Origin of the sequence: Synechococcus sp. MEDNS5 (assembly GCF_014279875.1) — a bacterium.
Taxonomy (GTDB): domain Bacteria; phylum Cyanobacteriota; class Cyanobacteriia; order PCC-6307; family Cyanobiaceae; genus Synechococcus_C.
Genome location: NZ_CP047952.1, coordinates 222,918 through 249,221, shown reverse-complemented (window position 1 = coordinate 249,221; position 26,304 = coordinate 222,918). Strand labels below are relative to the sequence as shown.

6 protein-coding genes are annotated in these 26,304 nt (G+C 63.4%); 1 reads left to right on the top strand and 5 read right to left on the bottom strand.

Going from position 1 to position 26,304, the window contains the following annotated elements:
* Window positions 1-86: 86 nt before the first annotated feature.
* Window positions 87-770 carry a hypothetical protein gene (locus SynMEDNS5_RS01090; protein WP_186583930.1) on the bottom strand — a complete coding sequence of 228 codons (684 nt, stop codon included), beginning with the start codon at window positions 768-770 and terminating at the stop codon, window positions 87-89.
* 303 nt (window positions 771-1,073) lie between these two features.
* Between SynMEDNS5_RS01090 and SynMEDNS5_RS01085 the strand changes: the two genes are divergently transcribed.
* The gene (locus SynMEDNS5_RS01085; protein ID WP_186583929.1) at window positions 1,074-24,206 is read left to right on the top strand and encodes an autotransporter outer membrane beta-barrel domain-containing protein; all 23,133 of its coding nucleotides are present in this window, start codon (window positions 1,074-1,076) and stop codon (window positions 24,204-24,206) included.
* Between the two features lie 16 nt (window positions 24,207-24,222).
* Here the strand turns inward: SynMEDNS5_RS01085 and SynMEDNS5_RS01080 are convergent, their stop codons facing one another.
* The 4 genes from SynMEDNS5_RS01080 to SynMEDNS5_RS01065 are packed head-to-tail and all read right to left on the bottom strand — an operon-like array spanning window position 24,223 to window position 26,258.
* On the bottom strand, window positions 24,223-24,972 hold the full coding sequence (locus SynMEDNS5_RS01080) for a YdcF family protein (RefSeq protein WP_186583928.1): 750 nt from the start codon (window positions 24,970-24,972) through the stop codon (window positions 24,223-24,225).
* Window positions 24,912-25,199 (bottom strand): hypothetical protein, encoded by a 288-nt coding sequence (locus SynMEDNS5_RS01075; RefSeq protein ID WP_255440223.1) that lies wholly within the window; start codon window positions 25,197-25,199, stop codon window positions 24,912-24,914. The genes SynMEDNS5_RS01080 and SynMEDNS5_RS01075 overlap by 61 nt, the downstream gene beginning before the upstream one ends.
* Window positions 25,165-25,344, bottom strand: coding sequence for a HEPN domain-containing protein (locus SynMEDNS5_RS01070; RefSeq protein WP_255440222.1), 180 nt, complete (start codon window positions 25,342-25,344; stop codon window positions 25,165-25,167). The genes SynMEDNS5_RS01075 and SynMEDNS5_RS01070 overlap by 35 nt, the downstream gene beginning before the upstream one ends.
* Window positions 25,345-25,364: 20 nt before the next feature.
* Entirely contained in the window at window positions 25,365-26,258 is an 894-nt protein-coding gene (locus SynMEDNS5_RS01065) for an N-acetylmuramoyl-L-alanine amidase (RefSeq protein WP_186583927.1), read from the bottom strand.
* Window positions 26,259-26,304: the final 46 nt, after the last annotated feature.

The window sequence follows — 26,304 nt, the reverse complement described above, 5'->3', positions numbered from 1 at the left end:
CCTTAGGTCTCTCACCAAAACAACCTCCAATAAAAAAACGGCCATTAGGGCCGTTTTTTTATTCAGGTGTAAACACCGTATGAACCTTAATTCTCGGCAGTTGGAGCAGCAATTGGAGAGGCAATCACCAGATTGCGAGCATCATCGCCAGACTGCTCACTCAAGAATTGCACCATCTCCTGGAGGGAATAAGCCCGCAGAACAGTCGGAGCCTTGGCATTCTGGTTGGTGCGGTTCACCAGCAATGCCATGGATGTAAATGTGAACGCACAAGGAACAACAGTGGAAGACTTGCCATCCTGGGTTTGGGTGATGCGCACCAAAGGATCAGGGCAGAACACATAAGGCTCGCGGCGCGCTAATGATCGAGCCTCCTCCATGGTCCGGCCTTGCTGAAGTTGCAGACCCACCACAGCAGGAATTTGCGCGGGGTCAGGAACGTAAGTCTTAGCAAGATCTGAATTGCTCTCTTTTGCCGCCAGGTATGCAGACTCAAACTGCGTCAAGGCCAAAGGAGCCACACGAAATTCACCTTCATTGCCAGGACGCTTACGCCACTCCTGGGCAAACAAATCAGCTGCAAGAGGCGAGAAAAAAGCCACCATTCCTGCCTGCTTGAGTGGCTTTAGCTCTCCTGCCTTGGTGACAGGCGTCAGCACCCTCACCTCTTTAAATTTGCCGTCCACCATTTCAGGCTCCAACGCATACGCAACTGGCGCCGCCAAAGACATTCCAACGAGTGCGAGAGCCGCAGAGATCGTTTTGGCCATCATGATCAAAATCTCGCACCAATTAAAGCATCGATTACCGATGCTTCTGCCTTACAAATCACAGGCCATCGCTTCCTTTCAAGACCTTGCGCTCAAACAACCACGGCGAGATCGACAAAGACGATGCCGCAAAGCCCCGAATCGCGTTACCACACACCCCATGCTGCGCGCCAACTACGAACTACCAGCCAATTGCGCTGTACAAACCAATGTGGGCAAATCCTGCAATTTCTGCAGTCAGGTTCAAACACTTTAAAATCTCTCTGCAAAAGGAAAATATTGAGAAGTTCTGCCCAACGGCTGATGATCGTGTTGCCCACCCTGCTTTTGGCGTGTGGGTCAATGGGTCGTGGCATCGCCCAAACCGAGAACATCGGCGGAAGCAGTGGCAATTATTTCTACGGCAGTGGTGGTTCGGGCACCGTCACCACAGCTCCCTACATCTACGGAATTGGCAATCCTGGCCCCACTGTTACTTACACCTTGGGGGGCAGCCTGACGGAATCCGGTGGTGCAAATTCCGGAGGCAACACAGGCTCTAAAGGCGACAGCCCCGATTTCGGCAATGGTGGCAATGGTGGACAAGGCGCCAGCCCTGGTTCCGTCACCGTTGTGCTGAGTAGCGGTGTGTCGATCACCGTGAACGATGCCAACTTGATTGATGGCTTCGACAACGTCGTAGGCGGCATCGCTTCAGCCCAAGCCGGCAACGGCGGTGATGGCGGTAATGCCGGCGCATTTGGAGACCCCGGAAATGGCGGTGCAGGCGGCTCATCGCAAAACCAAGTTGTCAACCTCAGCGTTGATAGCGACGTGAGCGTCAATGTGTCGGTCGACTCCACCGACTACGGCGCCATTGGCCTCCTCAGCCAAAGCGTCGGTGGCGTCGGCGGAGATGGCGGTGACGGTAACGTTACTTCCACCGATAGCAGCGACGGCGGCAGCGGGGGTTACTCCGGGCTGGCCACAGTCACCAACGCCGGCTCGATCGTGGTCAGCTCTGAACAAAGTGATGGACCGGGTGGCTCCGGCATCTTGGTGCAATCGGTAGGCGGCCAAGGCGGCGCCACAGGCTCAGGCGGCCTGATCACCTACGGCGGCCAAGGAGGAACCGGCGGTACTGCCGGCAATGTTTCAGTCACAAATACTGGGACAATCTCGGTCTCTGGAGACAGCGTTACCGGCATCAACGTGCAGAGCGTTGGCGGTGGTGGTGGTGCTGTCACCGGAGGGCTTTCAGTTGCCAACCTCGGGGGATCCGAGGGTGGAGCGGGCGGGGATGCAGGCACCGCCGAACTGGTGATGAGTGCAGGCAGCGTCAGCACCGCGGGCAACAACGCGCAGGGGGTCCTGGTGCAAGCCATCGGCGGTGGCGGTGGTTCTGTTGGCAATCAAACCAGCCTGACCACAGTCGGTTCCGAAGCTGGAGGAGGGGGCAATGGCGGCTCAGCGTCGCTCACCTTCACCGGTGGAAGCGTGATCACAGGAGGGACAGACGGAGGCACCAATACGGGCTCCACAGGAATTCTGGTGCAGAGCATCGGCGGTGGCGGAGGAAACGCTGGCACCAGCTCGGGCGTGATCGCCATCGGCTCCTCAGGCGGCGATGGAGGCAATGGGGGAAGCGCCAGTGCCATCCTCAGCAACGGATCTGTTTTTACCGAGCAGGACTTCGCCGGTGCCGTGGTGGTGCAAAGCATTGGCGGCGGTGGCGGCAACGGCGGCAATGCAAACAGTGCAGGAGCTGGCGCCTCCGTTGCTGTGGGCGGCAATGCCGGAGGTGGCGGTGTTGGCGGCGCTGTAAGTGTCGGCACTGATTCCTCCGCATCAAGCGCGATCAGGCTTACCACCATAGGTTTTCAAGCCCCAGGCCTACTGGTGCAGAGCATCGGTGGAAGTGGTGGAACAGGGGGCAGCGCCACATCAGTTGCGGTTGGATCCGCAGCCTCTTACTCTCTCGCCGTCGGCGGGGAAGGTGGAACCGGCGGGAACGCCGGAACGGTCACCGTTGGGAGCACAGACCTGCCGCTCCAAGTCAACGTTGCAACTCTCGGTGCTTATTCCACTGGAGTTTCAATAAACAGTATCGGAGGCGGTGGTGGCAACGGCGGCAATGCCGTGTCCGCCTCCGTCAGCGTTGAATCGTATTCAGTGGGTGTTGGTGGCAGCGGGGGCGCAGCCGGAAATGGCTCCAGCGTTTCGGTCACTTTGGCTGGAGAGCTGCAGACCCGAGGATTCCAAGCACCTGGCCTTCAAGTGCAGAGCATTGGCGGAGGTGGCGGCAACGGCGGCAGCAGTATGGCGGTCTCTGGTGGAGCCATCGCCGCAGCTCCTGCCATTGGTGGGAGCGCGGGAGCCGGCGGCAACGCTGGTGATGTCACAGTCAGCTTCAGCGGCCCGATCGAGACTCGGAGGGGCTACTCACCAGGCGCAATCATTAGCAGTATTGGTGGCGGGGGCGGCACGGGCGGCAGCTCGCTTTCTGTTAGTGCAGGCACGGTGTCAGCATCCGTCGCAGTTGGAGGAGATGGCGGAGCGGGTGGCAGCGGCGGCGACGTCAACGCAACCTTGGCTGGAGACATCACCACGCAAGGCGAATCGTCACCAGGGGCTCTGATTCAGAGCGTGGGCGGTGGTGGCGGAGCTGGTGGTTCTGCCGTATCTGGTTCGATGACCGCAGGCGTTGTCTCCGGGGGCGTTGCCGTTTCCCTGGGGGGGGACGGGGGAAGTGGGAATAGCGCTGGGTCCGTCAGCCTGTCCTTTAACGACAGCACGATCAAAACAGGACGCAGCGTTGAGGGAATTCTGATCGGCCACTCCCCTGCCCTCTTGGTGCAGAGCGTGGGCGGTGGCGGCGGCCAAGGCGGCTCAAGCGTGAGTGGATCCGTCTCTCTATCCACCGATGGCTCCTACAGCGGCAGCTTCGGATTGGGTGGTTCCGGAGGGAACGGGGGCACAGGAGGAGCCGTAACGGTGTCACTCACCAACATGGTGCTCGACACCCTTGGCGACTACTCCGCAGGTCTGATCGCACAGAGCCTCGGTGGCGGTGGTGGGCAAGGGGGCTCAAGCACGAGCATGCAGGCCTCGGCCTCAGGCGGGACGTCCGTATCCGTCGGAGGTGTGGTGGGTGGTTCCGGAGGCGGTGGGGCCAATGCAAGCTCCGTATCTGTAATCAACAGCGGCGGCAACATCAGCACCAAAGGCGACTTTGCCCCAGGGCTTTACGTCCAATCGGTGGGAGGCGGCGGCGGCAGTGGCGGCAGCACAACAACCCTTGGGTTGTCAGCGAGCAGCAGCACAAGCGTGAGCGGCAGTGTGTCGATCGGTGGTTCTGGGGGCGGAGGCGGCACCGGCGGTGCTGTGAATGTCACCAACAGCGCCAGAAGCATCAGCACCAAAGGAGACCACTCGCCCGGGATCGTGGCCCAGTCAATCGGTGGTGGGGGCGGCACCGGCGGAAGCACAACAACCCTCAACGGTTCTGCAGGAGGGAGCACCAGCGTGAGCGGCGGGGTGAGTCTTGGCGGCGATGGCGGCAGCGGCAGCTCAGCCGGTGATGTCTCCCTCACCACAAGCGGCGTGGTAATCACCGGTGACACGCTGCGGCCGGATCTACTGCTGCCGGCTGGCGCTTTTTCCTACGGAATCCTGGCCCAGTCGGTGGGCGGCGGTGGCGGTGCCGGCGGCTCCACCAGCACCTACAACCTTTCAGCATCGACGAGCGGCGATGCCGTCACCCTTGGCGCCGACTTCGGCGGTGATGGCGGCGATGGCGGCACCGGCGGCAATGTCTCGGTCACCGTCTCAGGTTCGATCAGCACCGTGGGCTTTCAGGCCACTGGCCTGCTGGCGCAATCCGTTGGCGGTGGTGGCGGTGCCGGCGGCTCCACCCAGTCGCTATCAGCCTCAGCCTCCAAAGGCGATGAGTCGTACACCGGCAGCCTTAGCCTGGGCATGGGCGGCAGCGGCGGCGATGGCCAAGCAGCCGGGGCGGTGGTTGTGGAGGGGCCCGCCGCAGACAGCCTGCTGAGGATCAGCACCAGCGGCGTCATGGCCCTCGGTCTCAACTCCCAGTCCATCGGCGGCGGCGGTGGCCAAGGAGGCAGTTCGATGGCCGCAAGCATCACCGAATCGCCCTCGCAATACAGCTTCGGGGCCTCGGCCGTCGAAGGCGGCAGTGGCGGCACCGGTGGCACCGGTGGCTCGGTGCAACTCGGCACCAGCAGCACGAGCCCCTTACGGGTGGTGATCGACACCACAGGGCTGGCAGCAGATGCCGTGCTTGCCCAGTCGGTAGGCGGTGGCGGTGGTGCCGGTGGCGGGGCGATCAGCTCTGGAGACGGCGGTTCCTTCTCTACCAACATGAGCTTCGGCGCCCAAGGCGGGGCTGGAGGGAATAGCGGCAGTGTGAACGTCTACTTGCTGGGAGACATCAGCACGAGAGGCACCCACTCTTCTGGACTGATCGCTCAGTCGGTCGGTGGTGGCGGCGGTGCAGGCGGGAGTGCCATCAGTGGCTCCACCACCGGTGATGCCGATGTTGATTTCAGCTTCGGCGCCAGCGTCAGCGATGGCGGTGATGGCGGCGGTGGCGGCAATGCCGGCGCTGTATCGGTGAGTTTCGGCGGCAGCATCAACACCCGAGGTGTCGGCGCCGATGGTTTGTTCATTCAGTCGGTGGGCGGCGGCGGTGGCCGCGGAGGCGCCGCCATCAGCAAGGCGTCCAGCTCCAGCAGCTCGAGCGACACCGGCAATAGCTCCACCAGCACCTCCGGATCCGCGACGATGAGTTTCGGTGGGGAAGGTGGTGACGGCGGTGATGGCGGCAGCGCCAGCCTCCAGGCCCTCAGCGACATCAAGGTGAGCACCCGGGGCACCAACGCAGCAGCCATCACCGTGCAGAGCATCGGTGGTGGTGGTGGACGGGGAGGCAAAGCCAATGCCAACAGCACCACTGATGGCAATGCCGACTTCAGCTTCGGCGCCTCCGCCGCCAGTGGCGGTGATGGCGGTTCCGGCGGTGGGGGCGGCAGCGTCAGCCTGGGCAGCTCCAGCAATGTTGTGAAAGCCCAAGCCAGCACCGAGGGCGTCAACGCCATCGCCCTGCTGCTCCAATCCGTGGGCGGTGGGGGCGGCATCGGCGGCAGCAGTCAGGCCGGTGCAAGTGGGGGCAACCTGTCGGCCTCGTTCGCCATGGGTGGCGATGGAGGCAACGGCGGCACGGGCGGTGCCATCACCGTGTTCACCGACGGCACTTACCTCACCCAAGGCACCCTCTCCCACGCGGTGTTGATCCAATCGATCGGCGGCGGCGGCGGCCAAGGAGGCTCCGCCACCTCCAATGCCGATCCATCCATGGCATCGGAAGACGACAGCACAAGCGCCGACTCCGACTTCTCCTTTGGCGCCTCGGGCGGCAGCGGTGGCGACGGCGGCGGCGGCGGCAGTGCCGGGTCGATCAGCGGCTCCATCAGTGGCCTGATCCGCACACTCGGTGACAGCGCCATCGGCCTCTTCGCTCAATCCGTGGGGGGCGGCGGTGGAGCCGGTGGAGCTGTAACGAGCGGGGCCTCCAGCGGAAGCGGCAACCTCTCCGCCTCTGCATCGTTTGCCATGGGAGGCGATGGCGGCAATGGAGGCCGGGGCGGCAGCATCAACCTGGACGTGCCCAATGGCCTCAGGGTCGCCACCGGCGACAGCGCTTTAGGCACTGGCCATGGCTCCCACGGCATCCTGCTGCAATCAATTGGTGGAGGCGGCGGCACCGGCGGCTCGGTAGTGAGCAGCAGCACTGTGGGCACCAGCAGCTCCAACACCAGCATGTCCTTCGGGCTAAGCACGGGTGATGGCGGCGATGGCGGCTTCGGCGCCAACAGCGGCAGTGTCAACCTGGGGAGCAGCAGGTCCCCCGCAGCACTCACCGTTGAGACCAGTGGCGACAACGCCATGGCGGTGTTCCTGCAATCCGTTGGTGGCGGCGGTGGTGCCGGAGGAAGTGTGAATAGCACCTCCGCCGGCGGCAATCTCTCGGCATCCTTCGCGATGGGCGGAGACGGTGGCGTGGGCGGTACCGCCGGTGCAGTGTCGCTCTTTGCCGACGGCACCTATCTCACTCGAGGGGCCACCTCCCATGCGGTGTTGCTGCAGTCGGTCGGCGGCGGCGGTGGCCAAGGCGGCGCCGTTACAGCGAACGCCACACCGGTCAGCAGTGATGACAGCGCCAACGCCAGCTTCAGCTTCGGCGCTTCCGGAGCTCTCTCAGGCAGCGGTGGCCGCGGAGGAAACGGCAGCCGGGTGACTGCAGGCCTCAGTGGATCCATTCGCACCCTCGGCGATAGCGCTATTGGCCTCTTCGCTCAATCCGTGGGTGGCGGCGGCGGCGCAGGCGGCAGCGTCACCAACGTGGCCGACTCCGGTGGCGGCGAACTCTCGGCGTCCACAACAATGTCGATGGGTGGCGCCGGCGGCAGCGGCGGGTCAGCCAGCAGCGTTCAGTTGACCACCCCTGCCAAGCTCACCGTCATCACCGGTGACAGCAGCGCAGGCACTGGCCATGGCTCCCATGCCCTGATGCTGCAATCGGTAGGCGGTGGTGGTGGCCAGGGTGGTTCGGTGGTGAGCAGCACCACTGCTGGCACCAGCACCTCCAACAGCAGCTTCTCCTTTGGCGCCACGCTCGCAACCTCCGGCAGCGGTGGCGCTGGCGGAGCTGGGGGCCAAGTGAGCTTGGGCAGCAGCGGACAACCAGCCGATCTCCGCCTGCAAACCTCCGGCGACAACGCCATGGCGGTGTTCCTGCAATCCGTTGGTGGCGGCGGTGGTGCCGGAGGAAGTGTGAATAGCACCTCCGCCGGCGGCAATCTCTCGGCATCCTTCGCGATGGGCGGAGACGGTGGCGTGGGCGGTACCGCCGGTGCAGTGTCGCTCTTTGCCGACGGCACCTATCTCACTCGAGGGGCCACCTCCCATGCGGTGTTGCTGCAGTCGGTCGGCGGCGGCGGTGGCCAAGGCGGCGCCGTTACAGCGAACGCCACACCGGTCAGCAGTGATGACAGCGCCAACGCCAGCTTCAGCTTCGGCGCTTCCGGAGCTCTCTCAGGCAGCGGTGGCCGCGGAGGAAACGGCAGCCGGGTGACTGCAGGCCTCAGTGGATCCATTCGCACCCTCGGCGATAGCGCTATTGGCCTCTTCGCTCAATCCGTGGGTGGCGGCGGCGGCGCAGGCGGCAGCGTCACCAACGTGGCCGACTCCGGTGGCGGCGAACTCTCGGCGTCCACAACAATGTCGATGGGTGGCGCCGGCGGCAGCGGCGGGTCAGCCAGCAGCGTTCAGTTGACCACCCCTGCCAAGCTCACCGTCATCACCGGTGACAGCAGCGCAGGCACTGGCCATGGCTCCCATGCCCTGATGCTGCAATCGGTAGGCGGTGGTGGTGGCCAGGGTGGTTCGGTGGTGAGCAGCACCACTGCTGGCACCAGCACCTCCAACAGCAGCTTCTCCTTTGGCGCCACGCTCGCAACCTCCGGCAGCGGTGGCGCTGGCGGAGCTGGGGGCCAAGTGAGCTTGGGCAGCAGCGGACACCCAGCCGATCTCCGCCTGCAAACCTCCGGCGACAACGCCATGGCGGTGTTCCTGCAATCCGTTGGTGGCGGCGGTGGTGCCGGAGGAAGTGTGAATAGCACCTCCGCCGGCGGCAATCTCTCGGCATCCTTCGCCCTCGGGGGGCCAGGCGGCAACGGCGGCACCGCCAGTGACGTGGCGTTCTACGGCGATGGCACGTTCATCACCACCGGCAACCTCTCCCACGCGGTATTGCTGCAGTCGGTCGGCGGCGGCGGCGGCCAAGGCGGATCGGTCACTTCAAACGCTGATGGCACCAGCGAGGCCAACAGCGAGTACTCCTTTGGAGCTTCCGCCGCGAGTGGAGGCAACGGAGCTGGCGGTGGGTGGTCGGGAGCTGTCAAAGCCTCTCTCAGCGGACGGATCATCACCACGGGCCAAGGTTCCCTCGGCGTCTTTGCCCAGAGCATCGCCGGTGGCGGTGGTGCCGGCGGATCGGTCACCAGCAATTCCGATGGAGGCAACGCCAACGTTTCGGTGGCAACAAGCTTCGCGATGGGTGGTGCCGGGGGTAGTGGAGGCTCCGCAGGAAGCGTTTCCCTTTTTGCACCTGAGACCCTCACCGTGATCACCGGTGACAGCGATCGCAACCTGGGTTCCGGTGCTCACGCCATCCTGCTGCAATCCGTGGGTGGCGGCGGCGGCACCGCTGGATCCGTACTCGGCAGCAACGTGAGTGCGAGCACCGCCAACAGCTCTGTCTCCCTTGGAGCTTCAGCAGCTGTTACCACCGACGGTGGCAATGGCGGAACCGGGGGAGACGTGTTGGTTGGATCTGCGAATCAACCAGCACAGCTCAATCTGATCACGAGCGGTGATAACGCTCATGCGCTGTTCCTGCAGTCGGTCGGCGGCGGCGGCGGCTCAGCCGGGACGGTGAACAGCGGTAATGCCTCAGGCAACCTCTCTACCAGTTTCAGCATGGGAGGCGCCGGCGGAAATGGCGGCCAAAGCGGACAAATTTCTGCTTACGTCGACGGAACGATTGTCACCACTGGCGACAATTCCCATGGCTTCCTGCTCCAATCGGTGGGCGGTGGGGGCGGCCAAGGGGGATCGGTCACAGAAAATGCTGCCTCAGTCGCTGGAACAAGCAGCGGCAGCATCGACACCATCTACAACTTTGGGCTGGCGCTGGACGAAAATGATGACAGCTCCGGTGGCAACGGCGGCATTGGCGGCCGCACCACAGGTTCGATCACCGGCAATGTGATCACAAGCGGCGATCAATCCATCGGCGTGCTCATCCAGAGCATCGGTGGTGGTGGCGGTGCGGGCGGCACCGTGATCAACACGAGCGACAGCGCCGATGCCACCTACAGCTCGGTGATGAGCGCATCGATGGGCAGCGATGGTGGCACTGGAGGGGATGGCGGTCGCATCAACCTCAGTCCTGGCCAGAGCCGCAACCTGACGGTGCTCACCAGCGGCGAAGCCAGCCCTGCGATTCTGCTGCAATCAATTGGTGGTGGTGGTGGCCAAGCCGGCACGGTGATCGCCAAAGCCAAAGCCAGCAGCACCCAGGCCAGCCTGGGCGGGGGTGGCGGTAATGCTGGTGCGATTCAGGTCAATGTGGGCGACCTACAAATCCAAACCACCGGCAATAACAGCAACGGCCTGACCCTCCAATCCATTGGTGGAGGCGGTGGCGCAGCAAGTCACACCATCAGCAACCAGCAGACCGGAGCCCTCAATCTAGAGCTGGCCATCGGCAGCAGTGGCGGTGACGGTGGCAATGGCAACAACCTCAGCTTCACTAACGACAGTGGCCGCATCCTCACCAGCGGGGCCGCATCAACCGCACTCATGCTTCAGAGCATTGGTGGCGGCGGTGGATTGATCAACACCGTGGCCGGAGGAACGGAGGGTTCCTTGGTGCAGCTGAGCGGCAGCATCGGCGGTGCTGGCGGTAATGGCGGCGATGCCGGCAACATCAACGCCACCAGCGCCAGCAACCTGGTCACCACTGGCGTGAATGCCATTGGCCTCTATGCCCAGAGCATCGGCGGTGGCGGTGGTGGAACCGGAATCACCATTGCTGATTCCGAAGGACGCACCTCTGTGGTGGGATCGCTCCTAATCGGAGGCAGTAGTGGTAGTGGCGGTAACGGGGGCGCAATCACGGCCACGAACAGCGGCACCATCCTCACCACAAACACCCAGTCCCATGGAATATTCGGCCAATCCATCGGCGGTGGTGGTGGTCGCCTCGCCGTCGGCGGCGGGGGCAACAGCCTTCGGAACACCGGCAGCCTCCAGATCGGTGGCACCGGCGGCAGTGGAGGCGATGGCGGCTCAGTGGCAATCTCCAACAGCGGAAGCATCGAGGTCCGCGGCCAAGGGGCCTATGGACTGGCCGGCCAAAGCCTGGGTGGCGGCGGCGGCAGCGTCTCAAGCACATCCGCCCTCACCTTCAGCCTTGGAGCCAACGGTGGGCGTGGAGGAGATAGCAGCGCCATCAACATCACAAACTCCGCCCCGATCACCACCACAGGCCGCGATGGCATCGCCCTCAGTGCCCTCAGCATCGGAGGTGGCGGCGGCGATGCTGGGCTCACCATCAACGACGTCACGCTGGGAGCCCGCGGTGGAAGCGTTGGCGATGCCGGTGCCATCACCATCACAAACAACGGAGCTTTGAGCACGAGCGGCGTCAACGCCACGGGCATCGTTGCCCGCAGCATCGGTGGCGGCGGTGGACGGGTCACGGGCTCGGTTAACCAAAGCGACATCCAGCTGGGCGCCAGCGGTGACAGCAGTGGCAACGGTGGCAGGGTCACCGTGACCAACCGCGGCACGATCACCACCAGCAAACGGAATGCGACGGCTGTCACCGTCAGCAGCATTGGTGGAGGTGGAGGGGAAGCTGCCAGCGGCTACAGCAATGCCACCCTCGGCAGCATCAACGCCAGCGGTGCCGCCAGCGCCATCAGCCTTACCAATACCGGCACGCTGATCACGGAGGGGATGGATTCTGCAGCCATGCTCGTGCAATCGATCGGCGGCGGCGGCGGCAGCATTGACCAGATCAGTGGTAACGCCCAACTGGGATCAAAGGCTGCCGTGGGAGCGCAGAACGGGGGCACTCTGAACCTCACCAACAGCGCCGAATTACAAACCAGCGGATCGTTCGCGCCGATTGTGATGGCACAAAGCGTGGGCGGCGGCGGCGGCCACGTTTCCAATGTTGGCGGCTCGGCCAGCTTGGGAAGCCAATCAAGCGCCTCAGGCTCCAACCTCGATGGCGCCAATCTTCAGGTCAACTCCAACGGTGACCTACTGATCAACAACGGCGACTACAGCCCGGCGATGGTGGCGCAGAGCATCGGCGGTGGGGGTGGCTGGATCGGTCCGGTGGCAAACACGCTGCTAGCAGGATCCACCAATGGCGTGGGCAGCATGAGCGGTGGCAACGTGAATGCCAGCAACAACGCCACCATCGTGACCCGTGGCGCCTACTCAGGAGCGATCAACCTGCAATCGATTGGTGGAGGGGGGGGGACAGCAGGCTCCGTTGGCACCACTGTGCAGTTGGGATCGGCGAGAAGCGGCAGCAACCAAAGCGGCGGCAAGATCAGCCTCACCAACCGGGCCTATCTCTCCGGCATCAAGGATTTCAGCCCCTTGATCAATCTTCAATCGATTGGTGGCGGCGGCGGCTTGGCCGGTGCAGTCAGAGGCACCACGGGGACGATTCAACTGGGCAGTACCCAGAACAGAGGCGGTGTGAGCGACGGTGGAGACATCAACCTCAACCAGCGTGGAGACGAGCTGGTCAGCACTGGCAACAATTCAGCGGTGATCCGCGTGCAAAGCATCGGCGGCGGCGGCGGTGCCGTGGCGAGCACCCTCACAAACGTCAATCTTGGTGCTTCAGGGTCCGGCAGTGGCTCCGGTGGAACAGTCACCGTGACCAATCAAGGGGTGCTGATCAGCAAAGGACGCAACGCCATGGGGCTGCTGGCTCAGAGCATTGGTGGAGGTGGCGGGCTGGTGGGCCTATCGAGGGGGTCACGCCTGACATTGGGCGGGTCATTGCAAGGCAGTGGAGGCGCTGTAACGGTGACCAATTCCGGTGCCATCACGACTTTGGGCAGCAATTCCGCAGCTCTACTCGCACAAAGCATCGGTGGAGGTGGCGGCGCCATCGCCACCGCCACCGGTGCCATCACGCAACTGGGAGGCAGCGAAGCCAGCCTGGCCAATGCCGGCGAAGTGACGGTGACCAACCGCAGCGGCTTGCAGACCGCTGGCAATGGATCACCCACCTTGATCGCGCAGAGCATTGCAGGTGGTGGCGGATTTGTCGCAGAAACCAATTCAATCCAAGACGCGAGTTCCTTGCGTGTGAGCTTGGGAGGAAACGCACTAGGCCAAGCCAATGCTGGACGGGTTCAAATCAGCAACAGTGGTGAACGTCTACTCACCACCGGAACGATTAGTCCTGCTTTGGTGGTCCAAAGCGTTGGTGGCGGCGGTGGCTGGTCACTGCTGGAAAGTACAAATACTGCGCAGCTCGGAAGTGCAGGCGGAAGCTCGTTGCAGGGTGATGCCGTCAACGTCACCAACACAGCACCGATCATTACCCGAGGGGATTCTTCAGCAGCTGCCGTGATTCAGAGCATCGGCGGCGGTGGCGGTGTGGTCGGCAATGCAGTCTCCAACCTCTCCCTCGGGGCAACCCAGGTTCAAGGACAGCTGATTTCAGGAGACATCACCACCTCCCAAACGGGATCAATCACCACTTTTGGAGCATCGGCCTCAGCCTTGGTGATTCAAAGCATCGGTGGCGGCGGTGGTTTAGGAGCCAGCACAACAGGTGACGCGCAACTGGGCCAGATCGGCAGAAGCAGCACAGGCAACAGCAACAGCGGCTCTGTGCGCTATCAAGGCCAAGGAGCGGCTCTTCAAACAGTAGGGATCAATGCACCTGCCCTCGTCGTCCAGAGCATTGCTGGAGGGGGTGGATGGTTGGGCACCGTGACTGGCAATGCCACCCTTGGAATCAAGGGCAGGGGATCAGGAACCGCTGGATCCATTGAGGTCAGCAGCACTCACGACTCAGTGACAACAGAAGGTCGCAACAGCGCGGGAATGCTGGTTCAATCCATCGGCGGCGGAGGTGGTTACACCGGACTCACCCTCGGCGACGATCTCACTCTTGGAGCCAATCAACAGGGGAACACAGTCGGCGGCTCCGTTCAGGTCACGAACCGTTCCTCCATCACCACTCTCGGGCTCAATGCCATCGGCCTGATGGCTCAATCCGTCGGTGGCGGTGGCGGCACCAGTGCCACCGGTCAAGGGAGCACCATCACGCTGGGGGCCAGCGGTCAAGGCCAAGCCAATGCCGGCTCCGTCAGCGTGACCAACAGCGGCGTGATCCAAACTAGAGGCCGAGGTTCAGCCGCCCTGATCGTCCAGAGCATCGCTGGTGGCGGCGGTTTCATCTCTCAAGCCAACGGTTCGGAGGACTACACCCTCACCTTTGGCGCAACTGGCAATGTGAGCGGAAAGAGCGGATCTGTCGATGTGAACAGCAGCGCCGCTTTGCTCAGCACTCGCGGCGATAGTGCACCTGTTTTCACAGCGCAGAGCATCGCTGGCGGTGGTGGCTATGCCCCAGTGAATGCAGCCGACCGCGCCAGCACCCGGTTGGGCACGAATGGCAGCAACGGCGACAGCTCAGCCGGCGACGTAACGGTGAATAACCGCTCCGATCTTGTTTCACTCAGCAATAACGCACCAGCCCTCATCGCCCAATCCATCGGCGGTGGCGGGGGTGTCATGGCCTCTGCTGGAGGTCGTCTGCAGCTCGGAGGCACTGATCTCGGCGATGTCGCTCAAGGCGGGTCGATCGCAGTCACCAACAGCGGTTTGATCGACACCCGAGGGCAGACATCGCCGGCTCTGATCGTTCAAAGCATTGGTGGAGGCGGTGGGTCTGCTGGTGGATCCGGTGGCAGCTCAGCTCAACTCGGCGCCACGAATGCCAGTGCAAGGCGAGGCGTCAGCGGCGGTGATGTGCAGGTGACCAGCAACGGCACCTCGATCACCACCCGAGGGCTGGGCTCGGCGGGTCTGGTGGCGCAGTCAATCGGTGGCGGCGGCGGCCGCATGGGCAGTAGTTCCTCCACAGCAACGCTGGGAGGCACAGGCCTGCAAACCGGCAACAGCGGCAATGTCAGCGTCGTCAATCGCAGTGTGATCACAACCCTCGAAGGCGCCTCCGCTGCTCTTGTGGCACAAAGCCTGGGAGGAGGGGGCGGCATCATCGCCCTAAGCGAAGGGAACTCCCTTCAGTTGGGGGGAAGCGATCTCGTTCTCGCCCAAGCCGGTGATGTAACCGTGAACAACGCTGCAAACTTGCGATCGAGGGGTCGCACGTCACCCTTGCTGACAGCCCAAAGCATCGGTGGGGGTGGTGGCTTCACCACGATTGTCAACAACCCGCTTTTCAACCAAACCATCGTCCTCGGCAGTAACGGGCTGAGCAACGGCAACGCTGGTGATGTGAACGTCACCAACAGCGGCGGGCTGGTGAGCACCGGAGCTTCCTCGAGCGCGATGGTGGTGCAATCGATCGGTGGTGGTGGTGGCATCGCCCGCCGCCTTGGATCAGAAGCACTGAGCTTCGATCTACAACTCGGCAGCATCGACACTGAAGACGCCCGGGGTGGCAACGTCGATGTCACCAACAACGGGAGGGGCATCTTCACCACGGGTGATTACGCCCGACCCCTGCTGGTGCAGAGCATCGGGGGTGGCGGTGGCTGGATCACCACCAACGTGGACGCCAGCACTGAAGCCCTCCTCGGTGCCACCACCGCCAGCGGCAACACCTCAGCCGGCAACGTGAACGTCGACAACAACGCCACCCTGAGCAGTACCGGAAAAGGCGCTGCCGCACTCGTGGCCCAAAGCGTCGGCGGTGGCGGTGGCTTGATCGGAGATCAGGCCGGCTCCGTCGTGATGGGCAGTGTCCGGTCCAGCGGTCTCGCCAGCGGCGGCTCAGTTCAGCTCACCAACTCCGCAGCCATCACGACCTCTGGATTGGATGCCCCAGCCGCACTCGCGCAGTCGATTGGCGGCGGCGGCGGCCGTAGCAACAACTTAAGCGGTGATCTACGCATGGGGATCGTGAACAGCAGTGGTTCACTAACGGCCAGCGGCAATGCCGTGACCCTCACCAATCGTGGCTCCACGGTGGTGACATCAGGGCAAAATTCCGGCGGACTGATTGCGCAAAGCATCGGCGGTGGTGGTGGCTATGCCGGCTCACAAACCAGTGACGATGGCGCCAGCAGTACGGATGCCAGCAGCCGCCTAGGTGGCGGCACAGGCCTGATCAGCCTCCAAAACACTTACACGCTTAATGGCGGTTCCGTCAGCCTCAGCAACCGCGCCGAGATCACCACCACTGGACTCCAATCCCCGGGAGTGCTGGCGCAAAGCGTTGGCGGTGGTGGTGGTGTCGCTGGTCGGCTCGGAAATCAGAGCATCCGCTTCGGAATGAACGGATCCGCCACCGCCAATGCCGGCGCCGTGACCATCACCAACTCCGGCGCAATAAGCACAGCCCTGCGTGGATCCAGCGCAGTCGTGGCCCAAAGCGTCGCCGGAGGCGGCGGTTTTGCCAGTGGCAGCGACTCGATCGAAGTGAATTTAGGAGCAAAAGGAGCGGTTCGTTCCCAAGCCGGAGCGGTCACCGTGAGCAACAGCAACGACCTCACCACTTTGGGAACAGGAGCCGTGGGCCTACTCGCGCAATCCGTTGGGGGGGGAGGCGGTTTTCTTTCGGATGTGAGCCGCAGCAACAGATTCGGGACGGGGGATACTCTCAACCTCGGTGCGATCAAAAGCAACAACAGCTCCGCTGGAGCAATCAGCATCGAGAACAGTGCCGAGCGGATCGTCACCCGAGGTGATGGGGCCTCTGCCCTTCTGGTGCAGAGCGTTGGGGGCGGTGGCGGCTGGGCGGCCTTTGATCAAAACCAGATCAAGGAGGGACAATTCGGACAACAAGAGGGGATCAACGCCAGCGGCGGAGACCTGACGGTGACGACAAGCGGTGGCATCCTCACATTGGGAGCCGATGCTCAGGGTCTGCGTCTCCAGAGCATCGGCGGAGGCGGTGGTGCATCAAGCGCCTCGATTCAAAAGCTTCAGCTCGGCAGCACAAATGCCAGCGGCGCGCTCTTCGGTGGCGACATCAACTTCACCAACAGCGGCACAATCATCACCCGTGGTGACAGTGCCGCCGCGATGGCTCTGCTCTCACTCGGCGGTGGCGGCGGCACCCTCTTCGGCACTGTCGACACCCGCGCTGATTTCGGTGCCACCGGCTCTACTGGCGCTGGAAGCAGTCTCAGTGGCGGAGACATCACGGCCTTCAACCGGGGTGAGGGAGCCTTCACCGAAGGCCAGAACGCTCCAGCCTTTGTTGTGCAAAGCATCGGCGGTGGTGGCGGCATGGTCAACACCCTCCAGGGCACGGTCCATCTCGGCAGTCGTAACAGTGAGGGACGGCAGCTCGGCGGTGATGTCGCCACCACGAATGAAGCCAACCTCAACACCAGTGGCGACAACAGTGCCGGCCTGATTGTTCAGAGCATTGGTGGCGGCGGTGGCTTCAGCGCCTTAGAGACCCGCAACGCCCTGCAGGACAGCCTGGTGCTGGGCAGTTCATTGAGCAGCCAATCCAGCAGCGGCGGCCGTCTCAGTCTTAGCAATCAAGGACGCATCATCACCGCCGGAGCCGCCTCCCCTGGACTTGTTGCACAAAGCATCGGTGGGGGAGGTGGATCGATCCAAGGGCTTGGCATAGCTCGCACCGGTTCGCTGCTGCTTGGGAGCCGTTCAGCCACCAATGCCAATGCGGGAGTTGTGGAGCTTTCTCCCCTGCGCGGAAGAATCGCCACCAGCGGATCACGCTCGGCGGGAGCCGTGGTGCAGTCGATCGGCGGCGGCGGCGGTTGGGCTTTGGTTGACAGCCTCAGCACCACAACTCTGGGAGCAACGCAACTCAGCAGTGGAAGTGGCGGCGCCGTGAGCGTAGTGCTCGATGGCCTGCTTCTAACCACTGGAACCATCAGCCCCGGCATTGTGGTGCAGAGCGTTGGCGGAGGCGGTGGCTTCGCCGGCGACAGCAAGGGCGACGCCACCCTTGGCAGCAGCAACAGCAGCGGTGATCTCAGCGTGAACGGCAGCAGCGGCTTGCTGTATCCGGTGGCCTGCCCCATTGGATCCTGCCCAGTGCAACCGGTTGAGCAAGCCGTACTGGTCGACATTGAGGGTGCCGTCACCACCACAGGAGACACCTCACCGGTGATGCTGGTGCAGGCCATCGGTGGTGGTGGCGGTCGCCTCAGTCAGGTCGAAGGCAATGCTGATCTGGGCATGGACGGATCCACAGGGTCAGCGGATGGTGGCTCGATCAGGGTGATCAGCAACAGCGGCGCCAACCTCACCTCCCTCGGCGATCACTCCGCAGCCCTGATGGTGCAGTCGATCGGTGGTGGCGGTGGCAGCGTTAACAACGTGAACGGCACACTGCGCTTAGGCAGCAGGGGGCTGGGCAGCAGTGCAGGCGGCAGCGTCACACTGAATGGTCCCTTCAAGGCCATCACCCAAGGAGAAGAAAGCCCCGGAGTGGTGTTGCAGGCGATCGGTGGTGGTGGTGGTTATGCCTCAGATGTGGCAGGAGAACGCATTCGGCTTGGCACCCTCAGCAGCGGCAACACAGCTGCAGGTGCTGTGCGAGCGATCAGTGCGAACTGGCAAATCAGTACGGAAGGACGCAACAGCCCTGGCCTTGTCCTTCAATCCATCGGTGGCGGCGGTGGTGTGGCTTACACCAGCAGTGCGTCGGTGGCCATGGGAGGTGAAGTCATCGGGGTAACCCGCGCTGGTGCGGTGAGCCTTATTTCCAAAGGCACCTCTCGCATCCAGACCACCGGTTCGTCCTCCCCAGCGGTGATCTCCCAATCGATCGGTGGTGGTGGTGGCTACGTCGGAGGCGATGGCAGCGGCCGTGCCCCTGTGGTGGCGCTCGGCGGCGGTGGAACACAGCTGGGCGGAAGTGGCTCTGTGGAGCTCAACATCAGCCGCGGCACCAGACTGATCACTTCAGGCAAAGAATCCCAAGGGGTCTTAGCCCAATCGATCGGCGGTGGAGGTGGCTACACCTCGCAAAACGGACTGGTGATGCGTCTCGGCATGACTGGCGGACGCGCCAACGCCGGTGATGTCACCGTCGACAACCAGGGCTCCATCATCACCCTGGGGGCATCCTCAGAAGGCGTCATCGCCCAAAGCATCGGCGCCGGTGGCGGCAGTGCCGGCAACAGCCAGGTCAGCCTCGTGCTTGGGGCCAACAATGCCAGCGGTGATGCCGGCGATGTGGTGGTGAACAACCGCAATGGACGCGTCAGCACGGCTGGGACTTACAGCATTGGCGTGGTGGCTCAAAGCGTGGGCGGTGGAGGTGGCCGGGTCGGTCTTGCCAACGGCAGCATGACGCTGGGCGCGAACGGCGGCGGCGGCAACGCCGGTGACGTGACGCTCAACAATGCCGGTGGTTTGATCGCTACCAGCGGTGCCTACGCGCCGGCTTATCTGATGCAGTCCGTCGGCGGCGGTGGCGGTCAGGTGGGACTAGGCGACAGCGATGGCAGCGGCATTGTCGTGCTCGGCGGTGGTGTCGATGGCACCTATGGCTCCGGCGGTACGCTCACTCTCATTAATGCCGGCGGCAGCCTGCAAGCAGAAGGCCCTTTCTCCCCCGGTGTCATTCACCAATCGATCGGTGGCGGCGGCGGTTGGATCGGCAACGTCTCCAATGGCAGCGTGCAGCTGGGTGGCCTCAACACCGACGAGTCCACCGGTGCCGACCTGACCCTCATCCTGCCCTTCGAAGTGCTCACCGTCGGAGACAACAGCCCTGGGGTGGTGCTCCAGAGCATCGGTGGTGGCGGTGGTGTAGTCGCTGATGTCAGCGGCAATGCAACTCTCGGCGGCACCATCAACCGCGGTGTCGACACCAGAGGCGGCAGCCTCACTTACACCCAACTCCAGCGCAGCGTCACCACCCTCGGCAATGACAGCCCTGGCGTTGTACTGCAATCCATCGGTGGTGGCGGCGGCTTGCTGGCGGCCGTCGATGGCAGTGTTGCCGTGGGAAGCGATTCCAAGCCCGGCAGCGACGTCAGTGCCGGATTGATCAGCGCCAGCAATGGCGCACCGATCACCACCAACGGCATCAGTTCACCCGGCTTCACGATCCAGTCGTTCGGGGGCAGTGGCGGTCTGGTGGGCAGTGCGCCCACCAGTGTCATCGCCGGCGGATCGGGCCAGGGCGACAGTCGCGCGGGAGCGATCGAGCTCACAAACCGTGGCGCCATCATCACCACGGGAGCCAACTCCAGCGGCGTGGTGCTGCAGTCGATTGGCGGTGGTGGCGTCTACACCACCACCGCTGGCGGCGCCGCCATCCGCTTAGGGGGATCCGTGGTGGGGCTGAACGACAGCGGATCCATCGCCTTCACCAGCCGCGGAGCCATCCGCACTGTTGGCGCCAATGGCGCTGCAATCGTCGCCCAAAGCATTGGTGGTGGGGGCGGTGCTGTGTTTGGCCTTGAGGACGCTGAAGTGCCTTCAGTGCGGCTGGGAAGCGACACCGCAACCAGCAATGGAGCTGGGACGGTGACCCTCACCATTGAAGACAACCTCAGCAGTTTTGGAGCGGGCTCACCAGCGGTGCTGGCCCAGAGCATCGGCGGCGGTGGCGGCTACGCACCGATCGCCAGCCGTGAAGCCCAGGCCGGTGCCACCAGCAGCAGTGGTCTGGATGGCAAAGCTGTATCGATCCTGATCCGAGCCAATGCGACCACCACTGGCTTCAGCAGCGATGGCCTGATCGCCCAAAGCATCGGCGGCGGCGGCGGCATGGTTGGAAGCACTACCGACCGTTTGCAGCTCGGTGCGGGCAATGGCGGCAACGGCGACGCTGCAGCCGTCACTATCCGCAGCACCGAAACAATCACCACCACCGGTGATCAATCCATCGGAATCTCCGCTCAATCCATCGGTGCCGGTGGTGGCCGTGCCGGTCGTGCCGACGGCAGCATGGATTTAGGTGCCAACGGCGCGCGTGGAGATGCGGAGGCCGTCACGCTCAATCTCACCAGCCTCGAGCCCCGCGATGACGGCTCCATCGTCACCACCGGACGTCAATCACCTGCCTTCGTTCTCCAATCCATTGGTGGTGGTGGTGGTTTGGTATTCCCCAACGCCAACAGCAGCAACGGTGATCTGCTGTTAGGCGGTGGTGACTTGGGTAGCCAAGGCCAGGGTGCTGCGATCAGCTTCACAGCAGGCCGACGCAGCCGCGTGATCACCAGCGGAGACGGTTCCAGTGGTCTCGCCTACCAATCGATCGGTGGCGGTGGTGGCTATGCCGGCAACACCAGCGCCAATGCGCAACTGGGCGGTCGCTACCGCGGTGCCTCATCGGGAGCCAAGCTCGAGCTGGTGAGTCAGGTGGCAACCGCAACCCAGGGGCGTAATGCGAGCGCCATGTTGGTGCAAAGCATCGGCGGCGGCGGCGGCCGCGTTGGTGATGTGGGCGGGAACGCCAACCTTGGTGGCAACAGCGAAACCATCCTGCCCAACACAGCCGACGGATCCGGCGGCGCGATCACTCTCACCCTCGATACCGCGCTCACCAGCAGCGGTGATGCCGCCACCACTGTGCTCGCTCAAACCATCGGTGGCGGTGGCGGCCTCGCCGGTGCCATCGGCGCTAATGCCAACCTCGGCGGCCTCGGACGCGGCAATCGCTCCGCTGGTTCCCTCGCTCTCTCCATCGATAACCGCGTTGGCTCCGCTGGTTCCAACTCCCCTGCCCTTCTCGCTCAATCCATCGGTGGTGGTGGCGGCAGCCTCGATACCGTCGCCGGAAACCTCTCCCTCGGACGCAATACAACCCTCACTTCTCCCAATTCAGGCAATACCTCCGCCGCTGCTCTCTCCCTCTCCCTCAACTCCGGCGCTCAGCTCTTCTCCTCCGGTAACACCAGCCCAGCCTTCATCGCGCAATCCATCGGTGGTGGTGGTGGCTTCGCGGCCTCCACCACAGGCTCTGTTCAACTCGGTGCTGGCGGCACAGGCACCCTCAACGCTGATGCCTCCGCTGGCGCCATCTCCTTCTCCAATACAGGCGCTGCTATCTCCACCTCTGGAAACCTCTCACCTGCTGTCGTCCTTCAAACCATCGGCGGCGGTGGCGGCTACACCACAGGCGGCACCAGCACTTCCTTCTCCGCCACCGGCCACGCCGGTACTTCCACCGCTTCTGCGGACATCTCCGCCTCCAACTCCGGCATCATCTCCACCTCCGGTGACAACAGCTTTGGCCTTCTCCTCCAGACCATCGGCGGTGGTGGCGGTGTCAGCGGGTCCTCCTCTGGTTCTGTTTCCCTCAACAACACCAACACAGCCTCCAACTCCGGTTCCATCTCCTTCTCCAACACAGGCACCATCGCCACCAGCGGCACCGGATCCCATGCCGTCGTCGCTCAAACCATCGCCGGCGGTGGTGGCTTTGTCTTTGGCGGCGTCAGCAAAGACGACAGCACCTCACTGCTCGGCAATCCAACCGGTTCCTCCGGTGATATCAACATCGACAACAGCGGCGTCATCACCGCTTCTGGCACCAATGCCGTTGCACTGCTCTTCCAAAACGCCACAGGCGGCGCTTTCCTCTACCAAAACCCCGATGGCTCAGTCAGCGCCATCACCGAGGGCGTCATCGATGGCACATCTCCAGCCGGTGAAGTCGTGGTTCGCAACAGCGGCGTGATCCAGGCCACAGGCCAAGGCGGCGTCGGCATCACCAAGAGCACCAACCTCCTCAGCAGCGGCAACCTCCGCGTTGAAAACGCCGCTGGTGCCGTCATCCAAGGTGGTGATGGCGGCTCGGCCATCAACCTCCCCACCAGCCGGGTGGAGCGCGTCAACAACTACGGCACCATCATCGGCGGCTCCGATGGCACCAGCCCTGCCATCACAGGACCAGGCGGCCCTGATGAAATCAATAACTACGGCGAAATCTCCGGTGACATCATCATCCCCGGCATCACCCGCAACATCTACAACGCTCCTGATGCCCGCATGGAATCACAGCTCGTTGATGCCAACGGCAACGTCACCCTCACCCAAAGCGGTGTCATCAACCCCAACGGCGAATACCGCATCGGCAACCTCGTGGTCAACGCCAACTACGACACCACTGACACCTCCCTCTATGAGGCTGATCTCGTCCTCCGCTCCGGCGAAACCGACAACCTCACCACCAACTTCCGCGCCAACCTCAACGGCACCGTTGAGCTCCTCGCCAACCAGGTCGGTCAGGCCATGCCTGGCACCTTCATCTCAGAAGGCATCGTCGATGCCAAGCAAGGCATCACCATCGGTGATCTCAAACTGGTCGCTCCCAAATCAGCTGTTGCATCCTTCAGTTTCGATCTCATCGACAACAACCAGGATCTCAGCTTCCTCTACACCGTGGATTACGCACCCAGCGGTCTCGATCCCAACAGCACAGCCGTCGGCCAGGCCATCAACGACATCCAAGCCGCAGGCAGCACCAACAAGTTTGAATCCACTGCCGCGCTGATCTTTGCTCAAGAAACCACCAACGATCTCAACTCCCTCTACCGCCAGCTCTCAGGCGCCACATCAGCCGCCTTCCCACAAGCCACCATCACCGCTGGTCTGGGCTTCCAGCAAGACGTCAACAACGCCCTCGACAGCGCCATCCTCAACCAACTCCAGCGCTGCATCGCCGAGGTTCAACAGCTCCAGCCCGATCAGGACTACACCGGTGATCCCGCCGATTGCGGCAAGTGGCGCAGCTGGGTCAATGCCGGCGGATCAGGGGCCACCACTCCCGCCAGCGGCAGCTCTGATCAGGCCGGATACAACACCACGGCCTTCAACACCACCATCGGCGCTGACACCCTGATCGGTTCCAACACACTGGTCGGTATCGCCGGACGCTTTGACAACCTCTGGACCACCACCGGTGAACCCAACACCTTTGGCGAAACAGAAGGCTGGAGTGGCATGCTCTACGCCAAGCAACGCCTCGGCTCCGCCACCTGGCTCACAGGCACCTTTGGCGCTGGTGGCTTTAACACCGACATCACACGCCAAGTCAATATCCCCGGTTACCCAGCCACTGAAAACGCCACCAGCAACAGCACCGCTCTCGGCGGCACTCTCCAAATCAGCCAGGTCATCAACACAGGCAACCGCGGCAGCCTCATCCCCTCACTCGGACTCAGCTGGTTGCAACTCAACCAAAACAGCTACTCCGAATCCACTTCCTCCAACAACCGCGCCTACCAGCAGCCAGGCAACCCCCTCATCGCCTACCCCGATCCAGGCAAGGCCAGCTACTCACTCCGCTACGACAACGTCTCCTACAGCTCCGTTCCTCTTGAGCTCGCCCTTGAGTTCAAGCAACCCTTCCAAACCAACGGCATGACCGTCATCCCACGCGTCTCCGTTGGTTATGCCTGGGATCTCGGTAACACCAACCGAGACCTCACCGCACAATTCACTGCCGCTCCAGGCTCCTCGTTCACCGTCGCAGGTGTTACTGCTCCTTCCTCTTGGTGGAACATCGGTCTTGGACTTGATGTCGTCATGAACGACAAGCTCAGCCTCTACGTCAACGGTCTCGGTCAGCTCTCTCCTGGCAGCACTGAATCCATCAACTACGGCGGTGGCTTCCGCTGGAAGTTCTGATCTCTCCTTAGGTCTCTCACCAAGCGCGATAAACCAACCGGCCCAACAGCTCACGCAAGGAGCGGGAGCTTTGATCGAGCGCATGGGCCGAGGGCAGCCACTGGGTGGGATCACGCCAGAGGGGGCCCACCCAGGCGCCCCGGGCCTGGAAATCCACCGGGAAGGGCTGCACCTCCAGGCCCTGGCGCTCGAACAGACGCTGGGCGCGGCGCATGTGGAAGGCACTGGTGACCAGGAGAATGGGCGCGCGCGCGGGGAGCAACCGTGCGATGGCGGCAGCCTCGTCCGCCGTGTTCACCACAGGCGGCGTGCTGGCCATGGCGGCCGCGGGAATGCCCAACTGCTGGGCTTCGCGGAGGTAGTGCTCACCCTCCGGGGGCTGACCCGGGCGAAAGGGACTGGCCCCACCGGTGAACAGCAACCGTGGCGCCTTGCCGGCGCGATAAAGATCGAGGCCTGCCAGGAAGCGATCCGGATCATGCCACTCGCTCACCCGGGCCGTCCCTGGGGCGGGATGGCGGCCGCCACTGAGCACCACGATCGCATCGGCGCTCGGCGCCGCCGTCACTGCTCGACGCTGCCAGGGAGCCTCGAGCCAATGCCAGAGGCCTTGGCTCACCACCCCAAGGGAGAGGACCCAAAGCAACAGCAGGGCAGTGATCACGGGCCAGCGCCAACGGCCGATCAAGCCGATCAGCAGCAGAATCAGGCTGAGACCGAGGGGTAGTAAGGCGAGCGGCAGCAGCTTGCTGAGCAGGTAAGCCATGGGGGCATCCGAGAGCCGTCATTCAGGCGTAGCTCCAGTTCAGCAGGGGTGAGCACCAGGGCATCACAACTGAGGGGAAGATCAGCCAGCGGCCATTGCTGCAGACGCTCGACTTGACCGCCGCCGAAGGCGGCCGTGCCCCGGCCGTAGCTGTCGAAAACACACCAGATCTGCACATCCTGAAGCACCTGCTCAGGAGCTGGCCAGCGCCAGACGGATTGCTTCATGGCCCCAGCTCTGCTGGCCGTTGTGGAGATGCAGAGCCTTCAACGCCTTTTCAACCGATGGATGGGAGGCAAAACAAGCCCATTCGTGGTGGCCGGCCTCCGCACTGAGACTGGCCTGATGCAACCGATCAGCCGAACGATTCATACGACCATTCCGAACCGGCTTCAGCCACCTCTGCGCTCACCCAGCACCAGAGGGTCGTAACGCACGGAGATGCCGAACTCCTCAGCGAATTCGAGCACCCGGCACCAGGCGCGATCACCACTGGGGGCTGGCCTGATGATGCCGGTGAGAATCACCGGGGCCTGGCCGGTCTGCAGGGTCATCTCCACCAGGGGCCAACCCACCGACGCCTGCACGGCGTCGTCGCGGTAGGTGGGGGCGACATCGAGCGAGCCGATCAGGATGCGGCGCAGGCTGGCGTCCCAGGCGTGGGGGATGTCGTAGCGGGCGAGCAGATCAGCAGCGATGGCCCAGGAACGGCCCTGGGCGTCGATCTGCACGGGCAGGTCAGCGCCGCGGGCCTGGATCGTGGTCTCGCCCTTGAAGGCCAACCGCGGGTCCGCCAACGGGTCAGCGCGCAGCAGGGCGCGGATGCGCTCGCGCAGCTGATCGCCGCCATCGCTGGGGCCGCTCTTCTCGAGCTGCAGCAGATCCCAACGCTCGCCGGTGCCGCCCCAGATCATCGGACCGTAGTTGTCGTGCATCACCCGACCGTCGCGGTTGGAGGCGGCTTCGGCGTGGGTCATCACCGAGCGGATCGTGATGTCGCTCTCGCTCCACCCCCAGCTGCGGGCGATTGCTGCGGCTTCCGCGCAGAGGCTCTGGAGCTGGGCGGACGTCGGCGGCTGAGTCCAGGGGTCGGGGATCCCGCCCATGCAGGCGCAGGAGAGGGCGACGCTGTTGCGGTTGCGGGCGTAGGTGTGGGCCGGCAGATCCACGCTGTAGGCATGCAGGCGATGGACGCGGCCATCACCGTCGATGATCGAGTGGTAGTGACCGGGGCGGATCCAGTCGTAGCCGGTGGCAGTCCAGTGCAGGTAGATGACGGCAGCCATGGGGAGCAAAGACCTCAGACCCAAGGTGGCCGAGCGCCCAGGATCC